The following is a 13,269-nucleotide window of genomic DNA, read 5'->3' on the forward strand; positions in this document are numbered from 1 at the left end:
TTTAGTCTTAGAAAGTTACAACAAATCTTAATCTATGAAACTCCTTAAACGTACTTTGGCCCTATTGCTTCTTATTATTGGTGTGATTGTTTACCTAAATTATAATAAACTGAACATCATCGCTGGGTATGCAGCTAAAAATATGGCTTCCAGTGTTTTTGTTGCAGATAGGTCAGTAGAGTCAATTGCTCAAAATGATAATAATGTTCCGGTGATTAAATTGGCGAACACAACTATCAACAATGAAACCAAATTGGCTTCTTCTTCTGTTTACGGTTTCATGGAACGTGAGGCTCTATATAGAGAAGGACTAGGGGCAGTTCTTATAAATGATGAATATAACCCCAATAAGTTTACCTTAAAGCCAAATAGGAATCGACCATTGGATACTATTTCGTATCCTTATGGTCAAGCCAAACCCAAAGACACCGTTTTTCCGGAATTGGATATGGACCAATTGAACAAGGCAATAGCAGTAGCTTTTGGCAATCCCGAAGTACAAAAAACACGTACTGCTTTGGTTCTGTACAAAGGACATTTAGTTGCAGAGAAATATATTGATGGGTTTACCAAAGACACCCCTATTTTGGGATGGTCCATGACTAAAAGCGTATTAGCTACCTGTTTTGGTATTTTAGAAGGCCAAGGTAAGTTGGGAATGGATTGGCCAGCTCCAATTGCTGAATGGCAAGGAGATGACCGAAAAGACATCACTTTAAATCATTTGTTGCGCATGCAAAGCGGTTTGGAATGGGAAGAAGATTATACCAAAATATCCGACGCAACCAAAATGCTGTATTTGGATAGCGATATGACCTTGGCGCAGAAAAACAAAAACGCAATTGCAAAACCGACGGAGGTATGGAATTATTCTTCAGGTACTACTAATTTACTTTCTGGGATTTTAAGGCAGCAGTTTAGAACACATCAGGAATATCTGGATTTTCCATATTCGGATTTGATTGATAAAATAGGAATGTATTCCATGGTTTTGGAAGCAGATATGGAAGGAAATTACGTAGCATCTTCTTATGCATTCGCCAATACCCGAGATTGGGCACGCTTTGGACAGTTGCATTTGGATAAGGGTAATTGGAACGGGGAACAACTTTTTGATGAGCGTTGGATTGATTATATTACAAAGCCCACGCAAGGATCAGATGGCACTTATGGTGCGCATTTTTGGCTCAACGCCCAAGGGAGATTTCCCGATGTTCCAAAAGATTTATTTTCGTGCAATGGCTATCAGGGTCAATATGTATTTGTAATTCCCTCAAAAGATTTGGTTGTTGTACGCACAGGATTGGCAAAAGAACCAGATTTTGATATTAACGGATTCTTATCAGAAGTGGTGAAATCCGTGCAGTAAATCGATATTATATGCCAAAATATCGGGCTTACCACAATAAAATGCCCCTTCACAACAATAATTTCATTTACGGGAACACTGGTGCTACTTTTACAATGTAATAATAACGAAAGTAAATTTTTTCATTTTCATATAGTGTTCTCGTAAAAGAGTCTTGTCCTAAACGGCAAGGCTCTTTTTAGTTTAAACAAGTCATTGGAATACAGGTTGTTGAATTAAGGAATCCATTTATTTTTTCCAAAGTTGGGCTTTCGTTTTTCCAAAAACGCATTCCGCCCCTCTTTGGCTTCATCGGTCATATAAGCCAAACGTGTAGCTTCACCTGCAAAAACCTGTTGCCCCACCATTCCATCATCTGTTAGGTTCATGGCAAATTTTAGCATTTTAATGGAAGTAGGTGATTTTTCCAATACCTCTTGGGCCCATTGGTATGCAGTAGCTTCTAACTCATTATGTGGGATTACAGCATTTACCATTCCCATTTCATAAGCTTCCTGTGCTGAATAATTTCGACCTAAAAAGAAAATCTCCCGGGCTTTTTTCTGCCCCACCATTTTGGCTAAATAAGCAGAACCATAGCCACCATCAAAGCTGGTAACATCTGCATCGGTTTGTTTAAAGATGGCGTGTTCCTTACTTGCTAAGCTCATATCGCAGACCACATGCAGGCTATGCCCTCCTCCAACTGCCCAACCCGGTACCACAGCAATGACCACTTTGGGCATGAATCGTATCAAACGCTGGACTTCCAAAATATTAAGGCGATGCATCCCATCCTCGCCCACATAACCTTGTTGTCCCCTAGCCTTCTGGTCTCCACCACTACAAAAGGAATATACTCCGTCCTTGGTTGAAGGTCCTTCAGCGGAAAGCAATACTACACCTATTGAGGTGTCTTCCTGAGCATCATAGAACGCTTTGTAGAGTTCGCTGGTAGTTTTTGGCCGAAACGCGTTGCGAACATTTGGACGGTTAAAAGCGATACGGGCAACCCCGTCACACTTTTTATAGGTGATATCTTCAAATTCAATTGCAGTCTGCCAATTGGGTGATTTCATGTTGCTACTTTATAGAATTACAAAATAACGGAATTTAGTTTTAGGGATTACAGATAGATATTGGGGAAATCTTTTTATTATTTTCGGGATGACAGGTTTCGGTTCTTGAAAAATAGAACAAAACCGCAGGGTTCTTTTTTTGAAGGAAAATTCAGTGAACTTCTTTATAAATAGCTGAATCATCAGTATAATGGTTGTTCAATTTAACGATGTTCACTTTACCCTGACAAAGATGACGTAAAAATGACATATTAAGGACGCAATGATACTTCTTAACCCAAATTACCTTTGCTTAAAACAAGTTAGAATAAAATGAAAAATTTGAATCTGTCACAACGGGTAAAAAAAATAAGGAATCAAAAAGGAATGAGCCAGGAATTATTGGCTGAAAATTCTGGATTGAGTTTAAGAACAATTCAACGTATTGAGAATAACGAAACTGCTCCTCGGGGCGATTCCTTAAAAAGATTGGCATTAGCTTTGAATACCACACCAGATGAGATAATCGACTGGCAAATGTATGAGGGCAAGGGCTATTTGACCATAATGAGCTTGTCTGCTCTCGGATTTTTATTCTTTCCAATTTTAGGTATAATTATTCCATTGGTTTTTTGGATTCTAAAAAAGGATAAGCTAAAACATGTGAACGAGCTTGGGAAGTCAATTTTAAATTTTGAGATAACATGGTGCATTTTCCTATTCTCGTATTGGATTTTGTTGTTGTCAGGAGCAATCAGTGGAATAATGAAACATGTAACACCTACCAGTGTCTTAAAAATTTATATTCCCATTATACTATTATACCTTTTTAATGTCATTATGATTATTTACAATAGCATTAGGATTTCAAAAGAGAGAAACGCCAAATATGTTCCAGCTATCAGAATTTTTAAATAGGATATGCCCTCCACTACTGACAGTTTGTAACTTGAAAATCGCTTCATCTTTTTACAAAAAAATAGTAAAAAAATCAGGTTAATCTTTTGAATATGTAAAAAAATCAAAGACAACCGCAAGAAGTTGAGTAGAAAAGCATCTAACTATGGATAACGATCTTTTAAATAAAAAAATATGAAAATGAAGTCCCTAAAATTTATGCATTTGCTTCTTTTTGGAGCGATTACTTTTATTACATCCTGCAGTAGTGATTCAGAAAACACAGATGATACAGATGATACAGATGATTCGTCCGATGCCGTAAGCACACCATTATCGGCATTCGATGAGTTTAATCCGGACGGGGTGACCGTTTCATTTGACGGTGATGAGATCACCATTGAATCCAATGGAATTCCCAACCATACTTCCCCGTACTGGGAAGTGGACAACCCTCTATATATCGATCCCGTAGTGGCTACACGTTTAACTCCTGGTTTTATGGAAGAACGTGCCCGTAGCTATTCCCTAACTGTTTCTTCCGCACCGGAACTGGCCAATTCCGGCACCGCTACGGGATTAGGCGCCATTGGAATTGCTGTAACGGGGGCACCTATCTTTAATGATCAGGAAGGAAACAATCAACCTATTGAGGAACAAATTGTGGAAACCTTTGATTATGCAGGGGCACACAACGGTCCTTCTGGCTATCACTATCATATAGAGTCTTCCGATGTGCCTGAAAACACTATACTTTCCTTTGATGATGAGAAATTGGTGGGCATTATGGCAGATGGGTTTTTATTGTATGGAAGAAAGGAAGCGGATGGGTCTTACCCTACCGATCTGGATGAATCGGGTGGACATTTTGGAGTGACCCCGCATAGCGACGGAGTGGAAGTCTATCATTACCACATCATAAACGAATTTTATTTTGGGAGTGTCATTGCCCTTTTTGCCGGTGAACTACAGGGTACTCCTAATACAATCATGTAGTGCCACAAGAAGATTATAGCATAAAAAGAAACCATTCTGACTATTTTGTCGGTCAGATGGTTTTTTAAAATTAATTGCCGGAATTAAAGTTATTATTAAAATGAAATTGTTTTTTTGGTCCCTTTTGGGTTTAGGTCTTCTGGTTATTGGGTGCTCCGAACAAAAAGAAAAATCAATTGAAAATAATAGTACTTCCGATGCCTTGACGGAGGTGCCAGATACCTTGGTGCAAAAATCAGCGTTGGAATATGACAATAAAATATCTACATGGACATTTAACGGCACCCCCTATTCGGGGTTTGTCGTTAGCTATTATCCAGACAAGAGCTTGAGGGAAAAATTCGGGGTCTTAAACGGAAAAAAACAGAATGAATATATACGATGGTATTCAGACGGACATTTTAAGGACGTTTCTACATATCACAAAGGAAAATTACATGGAGAGAAAAAAATATGGTCCCAGGATTCTACACATATCCTAGTTGCGCATTACAATTATGATGCGGGTTGGCCACATGGTGAGCAAACAAAATGGTATACAACCGGTGAGCTCTTCAAAAAAATGAACATGAACAGGGGAAAAGAAGAGGGCATGCAGCAGGCATTCAGGAAGAACGGTGCCCTATATGCCAATTATGAAGCTCGGGAAGGAAGAATTTTTGGAATGAAAAAAGCAAAACTCTGTTATTCCCTAGAGGATGAAAACGTTCAATATAAAAAGAAATAGTAGCCTTTTTCACTTGACAAGATTGCTAAATTCACTTAACTCAAGAGCTATTTTCTGGTCGTAAGAAACTAATTGTCCTGCCCTTTTTTGCATCTATCCTGTTTTTATGGAAGTTGAAAAACAATAAAAACCATTACAAAGTGAATTAAAGCATATCTTGGTACTATTATGATATGTATTAAATGAAAATACTGTTAACTGGAGCCACAGGTTACATTGGCAAGCGGATACTTCCCATATTGGTCAATATGGGACATCATATTGTATGCTGCGTAAGGGACAAATCTAGGTTTAACCCTCCAGAATCACTAAAATCAAGCATTTCTATTATTGAAGTCGATTTAATTGATATTTCCACACTTTCAAAAATCCCTGATGATATTGATATTGCCTATTATCTGGTTCATTCAATGTCTACATCTGCTGATTATATGTTATTAGAAGAAAAGTGTGCCAAAAACTTTCAAGAAACACTTTCAAAATTATCCGTTCAGCAGGTTATTTATTTAAGCGGTATTGTCAATGAATCCAATTTGTCAAAGCATCTTCTTTCCAGAAAAACAGTGGAAGACGAATTGGGAAAAGGAACTTATAAACTGACTACTTTTAGAGCGGGAATAATTGTTGGTTCTGGGAGTGCATCCTTTGAGATTATTCGTGATCTGGTTGAGAAACTTCCTATCATGATAGCACCAAAATGGCTACTTACCAAATGCCAACCCATTGCAATATCAGATGTTCTTAAGATTCTTACTAAGAGTATTTTACATCAGAAAACATATAACAAGAATTTTGATATTGGTTCTGATGACATCCTAACCTACAAGGACATGCTGTTGGAATTTGCTAATGTTCGAAATCTGCGAAGAACGATATTTACGGTTCCAGTTATGAGTCCAAGACTTTCTTCATACTGGCTGTATTTCGTTACTTCAACATCTTATAAATTAGCTAGCTCTCTTGTAGACAGCATGAAGGTTGAGGTAATATGTAGAAATAATGAAATAAACCAAATCTTAAAACTAACACCTATTTCATACAAAGAAGCTTTATTAAGAGCTTTTGAAAAAGTTAAGGCAAATGATATTGTTTCTAGCTGGAAAGACTCATATTCCAGTAGTGAAATGAGAATTAATGTTTCTGATTTTATTCAAGTTCCCGAGTTTGGTTGTTTTAAAGATCAGCGAAGCAAACAATTTGAAGACCGTGAAACTACCATTACCAAAATTTGGAGTATAGGAGGTGAAACGGGATGGTACTATGGAAATTGGCTTTGGCGATTTCGTGGGTTTTTAGATAAAATTTTTGGTGGGGTTGGTATAAGAAGGGGACGGACAAATAGAACTTCAATATCAGTGGGTGATTCTCTGGATTTCTGGCGTGTTTTGTATGTAAATAAACATGAAGGGAGATTGTTGCTTTTTGCGGAAATGAAACTTCCAGGAGAGGCATGGTTGGAATTTAAGATTGTGGAAGATACATTAGTCCAAACAGCAACATTTAGACCCTTGGGTCTAGCTGGTAGAATGTATTGGTATGGCGTTTATTTATTCCACGGTTTTATTTTTAATGGATTATTACGAGAACTATGTAAAAAAGACAAGAACTAAGCTTCATCCAACTAAATCAATACATTTCACTATGTATATCATTATCACCCAAATGACATACTTTTTGAATTCAACAGAAATTCATCGAACTTCGTTGGGTACATATAGTGAGAAAAAATACCAGTTACCAACAACATTCAAAAAATGAGAAGAACCCTTTTAATTGGCACAGCGCTAGCTTTTGGTCTATTATTTATTCAACCCATACAAGCGGAAGTTAAACTCCCGGCAATTGTATCCTCCAACATGGTTTTGCAACGCAATACAACAGTACAACTTTGGGGATGGGCAGATGCAGGAGAAAAAATAACCATTAAACCGTCATGGTTGCAAGAGCCATTGCGATTAACTGCCGATAACGATGGAAATTGGGCTGTTAGCGTAAAAACCACCAACACAAAAGCTTCTCAAATCGTCAACATTAAAAGCAATAGTTCAGATATAACATTGGAAAATATAGTATTTGGTGAGGTTTGGCTATGTTCAGGGCAATCCAATATGTCGCAATCGTTCAAAGGTTATACAGGTCAACCCACTTTTGGTGCTTCTCTGGCCGTTACTAAATCCAGAAACCCAAATCTACGATTATTTACTGTTGAAAGGGCAACCTCGAAAACACCCCTAAAAAATGTTGGGGAACATAGACCTTGGCAAATGGCTTCCCCTAAAAATGTTTTGGATTTTAGCGCCATAGCCTATTTTTTTGGACAACAATTACAGGAAATTTTGGATGTACCGGTAGGACTGATTCACACATCGTGGGGAGGTACACCTATTGAGTCATGGATGAGTATGGATATGATGAGTACCTATAAAAAAATAGATTTGGATACATTTAATGACCGAAAACAACAATCTGTTCCAACTGTATTGTATAATGCAATGATTAACCCCTTGATTCCATACACTATTAAAGGTACACTGTGGTATCAAGGGGAATCAAATCGTGGTAAACCGGACGCATATAGGGAATTTATGCCCGCACTTGTAAAAGATTGGCGTGCTAAATGGCAAATTGGGGATTTCCCTTTTTATTATGTACAAATAGCTCCCTATTTCTATAATAATCCAGATGCATATCAAAAGCCTGAAAACACTGCTTTTTTACGAGAGGCTCAGCTTCAGGCTTTGGAAGATATTCCAAATTCTGGAATGGCCACTACCATGGATGTTGGGGAGGAATTCTGTATTCATCCAGCCAGAAAAAAAGAAGTGGCGGACAGACTGTTGTTCAACGCACTTAACCAAACTTATGGATATACTTCAATTGATTGTGCATTTCCGGTTTTTGATTCGCTGGAAGTAAAGGATGGCGGTGCTATTTTAAAATTTAAAAATGCGGAGACCGGAATATATTCGTATAATGGACTTGAAGGATTTGAAATTGCCGGAGAAAATAGGGTGTTTTATCCGGCAAAGGCGGAAATTATTAAAAGACAGGACGTATTTGTACGTAGTGAAAAAGTAAAAAACCCTGTTGCTGTGCGCTATGCATGGCGCAATTGGATAAAAGGTACCCTCTTTGATGTCAATCTTTTACCCGCCTCTTCATTTAGAACGGATAATTGGAATAATGCTACACAAGCCAAGGATTAAAATGAAACAAAAATCACTTTACATAGTCGGATGCTTGGTTTTGAGCATGGCCACATCTTGCATTTCAAAAGTAGAAAAGGAAGAATTAAGTAATCAAAAATTGAAACAGGACGGGATGGTCCTCAAAGATGAAACAAGACCGATTATTTATAGAATTGACAGCACCAAAATTGAAACTTCAAAACTGAACGAAAAGATTCAGATCTTGATGGATTCCGCTTCGGTAACAGGTCTTACCATTTCTATTTTCAACAACAACCAAAACATTTATAGAGAAGCATTTGGCTATGCTAATTTTGATGACAGAACGCCTCTAAAAACTAATCACTCCTTTTATGGAGCATCTTTGAGCAAAGCTGTCTTTGGATATTTGGTGGCCAATTTAGCGAAGGAAGGAGTATTGGATTTGGACAAGCCGCTTCAGGACTATTTAGATTTTCCTTTGTATCAATTGAAATCAGGAGATAAATGGCGAGGTTTTCAAGATTTAAAGCATGATAAACGATACAAAAGTATTACGGCGAGAATGTGTATGTCCCATACCACGGGATTCCAGAATTGGCGGTGGATAGACAGGCCTGGAAATTTTGAGAATGACAACAAGCTTAAAATATTTTTTGAGCCCGGTACAGAATGCTTTTATTCTGGTGAAGGAATGATGCTTTTACAATATGTTGTAGAACATATTACAGGAAGAGGTCTTGAAGATCTTGCCCAAGAAAAAATTTTTAAACCACTAGAAATGCGCAATACAAGTTATCTGTGGCAAGAACGCTTTACGGATAAATATTGCAATGGGCACACAAACAAACAAAAAGTCATTAAAAAGGATAAAAGAGACAAAGCCCAGGCCGCAGGTTCCATGGAAACCAATTTAATTGATTACACTTTGTTTGCAAAGCATCTTTTGGAGTTATACAAGAAGAAATCAGAAATAACGGACATCCTATTTTATCCAAGTTTTAGGATTCGGACCAAAGCACAATTTGGGCCACTTTCTTTGGAAAAAACAACAGAATATGACAGTATTCAATTAAGTTATGCTTTAGGGTGGGGTCGTTTGCAATCCCCTTTTGGACCTGGGGTTTTTAAAGAAGGTCATGGTGAGGGGTTTCAGCATTACACCATACTTTTTCCTGAACAGGAAATGGCAATACTCATAATGTCCAATAGTGATAATGCCGAAAGTATATTTAAAGAGCTGTTAGAGGTAGCCATTGGTGACATTTATACACCTTGGAAATGGGAAAACTATGTTCCTTATAATCTATCAGATGTATAATAGTTATAAAGGGCTTTTGTCAACTACAATAATCTAACCTAAATTTAGGAAGAGAATTCAAAAACACCTTTGTAGATAAATATGTGCAACAAACTATTCCCTTTAATTCTATTCTTTATTCTGATTTTCAGTCATTCAAAGGGACAATCAATCCAGACTTTAAAACGAGAAATCTATGAAATACTTCAAGATAAAGATGCTACTGTCGGAGTTGCGATTTCGGGACAAAACCCCAAAGACACGGTCACAATAAATGGCAATGTCCATCTACCAATGCAAAGTGTTTATAAATACCATTTGGCTTTGGCTGTATTAGACCAGGTTGATAAAGAGAAACTTTCTCTTGAAGAAAAGATAACACTAACTAAAAAGGATTTGGACAACAATCTTTGGAGCCCAATACGTGAAAAATATACAGAGGGTACTGATTTGACATTGGCAGAAATAATCGAATACACCGTTGCTTCCAGTGATAATGTTGGCTGCGACTTGTTATTCAAGCTTGTAGGAGGGCCAAAAACCGTTGAAGACTTTTTACATAATTCTGGCATATCCAATGTGGCGGTTAGGTATGATGAAGAGATTCAGCAAGCTAATTGGGACCTTCAATATGAAAACTGGACCACCGCAAAAGCTTCAAATAAAGCCCTGAAAGTTTTCTTTGAAAATGCTAATGGTCAATTATCAAAAGAAAGCCATGCTTTTATCTGGAAGACAATGAAGAGTTCGTGGACGGGAGCAAACTGTATCAGGGGGCATTTGCCTAAAAATACAGTTATTGCCCACAAGACGGGTCATTCTGGAAAAAACAAGGATGGCTTAACTGGAGCCCAAAATGATGTGGGAATAGTTTTTTTACCCAACGGCACCTATTTTTATTTAAGTGTTTTGGTGAGTGATTCAAAAGAAGATAGTAAAGTAAATGAAAAAATAATTGCGGATATTGCTAAACTAAGCTGGGACTATTTTAATCACAAATAAAAGTCAAGCTTAAGCCTGTCCCCTATTTTTTTCTTCAATCCATTTGGCCATATACTTGGTACTTGCCATTGTTTGCTGTTGCAGTAACCTACCAATAAAATTCTGTTCTCGGTATTCTGTTAGATTTGATTGTATGTGTTTTAGTTTTTCTTCCAGCTTCTTGATGCGAATAGCCTTGCTGTAGTATTTATTAATAATAGCTATTCCACTGAACTGAGCTTGCCCCCACTTCTCCTTATTTTCATAAAGTTGAACCGATGCCTTAGCAAATACTTCCCAATCATCACAAATTATACCGCCCCAAGATGAATTCCCGTGCATACCTTCTGTACCTGTAGACGTGGTGACACTTGGGGTTCCATTTTTCATGGCATCAATCAATTTTCCTTTAATTCCAGCTCCAAACTGTAAAGGAGCTAACACTACTCGCGTGCTTTTTAATTTAGATGCTAAATCTTCAGCCCAACCCATCACATGAAAACCTTCTTTTGGGTTATTCATTTCTAGAATTTGTTGTGGAAGATAAGCTCCATAAATATTTAGGTTAGCCTCAGGGAGTCTATTTTTAATCAAAGGCCAAATATGTCTTTTAAGTGTTATAATAGAATCTACATTAGGGGTATGTTTGCCATTTCCGGCACATAAAAAGTCTTTTCGTTCTTCAAAGTTTGGCCAGGTATTGACTTCTTTATTGGAAATTTCATCCAACATAAAAGGAAGATGCAATAGCATATGTTTGGAAATTCCCAACTCACTTTGTAAAATTTCCATTTCATAGGTTGAAATAAGTAAAGAAAGGTCAGAACGGTATATGCTTGTCATTTCACGTAGCGTCATGGAATGGTTCTTCCATTTTTTTAAAGTGAACTCCTCCCCTTGTTTATAACATTCTTCTCTAACTTTTCTCAGGGAATGTAAATCTTCGGTGTTTAAAACCCGAAGTGCTTGTGGTGCAAATTCGGCTACACGCCACCCAAATTGCTCTTCCATCATATAGCGGTCAAAAACCACAATATCTGGATTCAGCTCTTGTACAAATACATCAAAACTAGAGTGATTTAGTTTTATGGTCATGAATTCAACATCTATTGAATCCAAATTGTAACTGTATTGAGATTTCACGGCTGTTGAGCTGAAAACTACTTGATATCCAAACTTTTTAAAGGCATTCAACAACTGAAGCATACGGTGACCAGCAGCTGTTGTGTTAGGTTCTGGCCAGACATATCCGATAAAAAGAGCCTTTTTCATTTTGGCTATAGTAGTGCCGCAAACTTTTTGGAAATATTGGAGCGTAATTTTCGCTCATAATCCTCTTCCAACCATTCCTTGTAGTTCTTGGTGTTGTTCATGATGCAATAGGAATATTGACGTACTCTATAGGCAATTTCTTCTTTGAGTTCCTTGGCGAGGATGCGGGCATCAAAAACATCCTCACTGTTTTCTACACAAATCTGTGCATGTTGCTCAATACTCATTTCCAATACCAATTTCGATTTTTTCCCTTGGGCAAAAATTCGCTTGTATTCTGCCTTAATATCAAATGTGATATTATCCGATTTGCTGAACTTTGCCTTAAGTTCTTCGGGCATTTCATAGATAAATTCCTTTTCTATATCCTCATCATTCTTGATGTTTTCTAGATAAAAATCTGGAAAGTGAAAGATTTCCTGCCAATCCACAGGAGCATTCCATGGTCCAAACCGTGCGATATTGTTTCCCATATCTATTACGGTGAACTCGTCTTTATTGGGCAAAATTCTAGACCCTCTACCAATCATTTGAAAATATAGGGTAAGGGAGCGGGTGGCTCTATTCAAAATAATGGATTGCACCGTTGGTTCGTCAAAACCTGTAGTCAATATACTTACCGAAGTTAATATGGCGTCTGGTGTTTTTGCAAACCAGTCCAAAATCTCCCTTCGTTCATTAGCTGTATTTTTATTATCTAAATGCCTTACATTATACCCTGCCTTTTTAAAGGTTTCATACACATAAAGTGATGTATTTATACCATTGTTGAAAATCAATGTTTTGGTGCCTTTTGCTATTTCTTCATAGGCCGTTACAAGTTTGCCCAACATGCTATGGTTACCGTAAAATTCATCTGAAGATTTCACGGTATAATCGCCATTTATACCAAGTTTTAGGGTTTTTAGGCTTACATCATAATTATATAGATTGGCTTTTGCCAAAAATCGCTTCTCTATTAAAGATTTAATGGACTCCCCTATGATCAAATGCTTGTAATGATCTTTCATGGGTAGCTTTATGTTGGAACTTAACGGTGTTGCCGTAACTCCCAAAATCGTAGAATCTTCAAAATACTTGAATAGTTTTCTAAAGGAATTGTAGTGGGCCTCATCTATAATCACAAGGCCAATGTTGTTTATGGTAACTTTTTCTTCCTGTAACCTATTGTTCAGGGTTTCCACCATGGCTACAAAACACATATAATCATCTTGGTCCTGTAGCTCTTTTACCTCACTATTAATGATTTTGTTGGCCACTCCAAACCCATGTAGCATCTTGGAAGTCTGTCTGCTCAACTCAATTCTATGGGTAAGCACCATGACCTTTTTACCAGTGTCCTTGATGTACTTTCGGGTAATTTCAGAAAAAACCACTGTTTTTCCACCTCCAGTTGGTAACTGGTATAAGATATTGCTGCCCTTGGGCAATTCATTTATGTGTTTGAATATCTGCTTTAAATCTTCAAGCTGATAATCATATAATGTTTTTCTATTAACTACTTTCTCTACCTCCAAAGGAAA

11 protein-coding genes are annotated in these 13,269 nt (G+C 37.4%); 8 read left to right on the forward strand and 3 right to left on the reverse strand.

What is annotated here, in order from left to right:
• Positions 1 to 34 precede the first annotated feature (34 nt).
• Positions 35 to 1,369 (forward strand): serine hydrolase domain-containing protein, encoded by a 1,335-nt coding sequence (locus AAY42_RS03890; protein ID WP_055392683.1) that lies wholly within the window; start codon positions 35 to 37, stop codon positions 1,367 to 1,369.
• Positions 1,370 to 1,584: 215 nt separating this feature from the next.
• Here the strand turns inward: AAY42_RS03890 and AAY42_RS03895 are convergent, their stop codons facing one another.
• Positions 1,585 to 2,427, reverse strand: a complete 843-nt coding sequence (locus AAY42_RS03895; protein ID WP_055392684.1) for a 1,4-dihydroxy-2-naphthoyl-CoA synthase — start codon at positions 2,425 to 2,427, stop codon at positions 1,585 to 1,587.
• Between the two features lie 312 nt (positions 2,428 to 2,739).
• Here AAY42_RS03895 and AAY42_RS03900 point away from each other — a divergent pair, with 312 nt between their 5' ends.
• The 7 genes from AAY42_RS03900 (at position 2,740) to bla (ending at position 10,495) form a co-directional block, all read left to right on the forward strand.
• Positions 2,740 to 3,324 (forward strand): helix-turn-helix domain-containing protein, encoded by a 585-nt coding sequence (locus AAY42_RS03900; RefSeq protein WP_082433318.1) that lies wholly within the window; start codon positions 2,740 to 2,742, stop codon positions 3,322 to 3,324.
• Between the two features lie 180 nt (positions 3,325 to 3,504).
• Positions 3,505 to 4,299 (forward strand): YHYH protein, encoded by a 795-nt coding sequence (locus tag AAY42_RS03905; RefSeq protein WP_055392685.1) that lies wholly within the window; start codon positions 3,505 to 3,507, stop codon positions 4,297 to 4,299.
• 100 nt (positions 4,300 to 4,399) lie between these two features.
• A complete protein-coding gene (locus AAY42_RS03910) occupies positions 4,400 to 5,026 on the forward strand; it encodes a toxin-antitoxin system YwqK family antitoxin (RefSeq protein ID WP_055392686.1) in 627 nt (208 codons plus the stop codon).
• Between the two features lie 182 nt (positions 5,027 to 5,208).
• Entirely contained in the window at positions 5,209 to 6,636 is a 1,428-nt protein-coding gene (locus tag AAY42_RS03915; RefSeq protein ID WP_055392687.1) for an SDR family oxidoreductase, read from the forward strand.
• Between the two features lie 144 nt (positions 6,637 to 6,780).
• The gene (locus tag AAY42_RS03920) at positions 6,781 to 8,232 is read left to right on the forward strand and encodes a sialate O-acetylesterase (RefSeq protein WP_055392688.1); all 1,452 of its coding nucleotides are present in this window, start codon (positions 6,781 to 6,783) and stop codon (positions 8,230 to 8,232) included.
• Between the two features lies 1 nt (position 8,233).
• Positions 8,234 to 9,514: a serine hydrolase domain-containing protein gene (locus AAY42_RS03925; protein WP_222836831.1), complete on the forward strand. Its 1,281-nt coding sequence runs from the start codon at positions 8,234 to 8,236 to the stop codon at positions 9,512 to 9,514.
• Between the two features lie 81 nt (positions 9,515 to 9,595).
• On the forward strand, positions 9,596 to 10,495 hold the full coding sequence (bla, locus tag AAY42_RS03930) for a class A beta-lactamase, subclass A2 (RefSeq protein ID WP_055392689.1): 900 nt from the start codon (positions 9,596 to 9,598) through the stop codon (positions 10,493 to 10,495).
• A 9-nt stretch (positions 10,496 to 10,504) separates the two neighbouring features.
• Here bla and AAY42_RS03935 read toward each other — a convergent pair whose 3' ends face one another.
• Together AAY42_RS03935 and AAY42_RS03940 are read right to left on the reverse strand one after the other, a co-directional pair.
• On the reverse strand, positions 10,505 to 11,746 hold the full coding sequence (locus AAY42_RS03935) for a glycosyltransferase (RefSeq protein WP_055392690.1): 1,242 nt from the start codon (positions 11,744 to 11,746) through the stop codon (positions 10,505 to 10,507).
• 5 nt (positions 11,747 to 11,751) lie between these two features.
• Positions 11,752 to 13,263: a DEAD/DEAH box helicase gene (locus tag AAY42_RS03940; RefSeq protein WP_055392691.1), complete on the reverse strand. Its 1,512-nt coding sequence runs from the start codon at positions 13,261 to 13,263 to the stop codon at positions 11,752 to 11,754.
• Between the last annotated feature and the right edge of the window lie 6 nt (positions 13,264 to 13,269).

It is taken from the genome of Flagellimonas eckloniae, assembly GCF_001413955.1.
In the GTDB taxonomy this organism is placed as follows: domain Bacteria; phylum Bacteroidota; class Bacteroidia; order Flavobacteriales; family Flavobacteriaceae; genus Flagellimonas; species Flagellimonas eckloniae.

Coding starts and splice junctions, on each gene's coding strand:
- AAY42_RS03890 (WP_055392683.1), top strand. CDS start 35: ATGAAACTCCTTAAACGTACTTTGGCCCTATTGCTTCTTATTATTGGT.
- AAY42_RS03895 (WP_055392684.1), bottom strand. CDS start 2,427: ATGAAATCACCCAATTGGCAGACTGCAATTGAATTTGAAGATATCACC.
- AAY42_RS03900 (WP_082433318.1), top strand. CDS start 2,740: ATGAAAAATTTGAATCTGTCACAACGGGTAAAAAAAATAAGGAATCAA.
- AAY42_RS03905 (WP_055392685.1), top strand. CDS start 3,505: ATGAAGTCCCTAAAATTTATGCATTTGCTTCTTTTTGGAGCGATTACT.
- AAY42_RS03910 (WP_055392686.1), top strand. CDS start 4,400: ATGAAATTGTTTTTTTGGTCCCTTTTGGGTTTAGGTCTTCTGGTTATT.
- AAY42_RS03915 (WP_055392687.1), top strand. CDS start 5,209: ATGAAAATACTGTTAACTGGAGCCACAGGTTACATTGGCAAGCGGATA.
- AAY42_RS03920 (WP_055392688.1), top strand. CDS start 6,781: ATGAGAAGAACCCTTTTAATTGGCACAGCGCTAGCTTTTGGTCTATTA.
- AAY42_RS03925 (WP_222836831.1), top strand. CDS start 8,234: ATGAAACAAAAATCACTTTACATAGTCGGATGCTTGGTTTTGAGCATG.
- bla (WP_055392689.1), top strand. CDS start 9,596: ATGTGCAACAAACTATTCCCTTTAATTCTATTCTTTATTCTGATTTTC.
- AAY42_RS03935 (WP_055392690.1), bottom strand. CDS start 11,746: ATGAAAAAGGCTCTTTTTATCGGATATGTCTGGCCAGAACCTAACACA.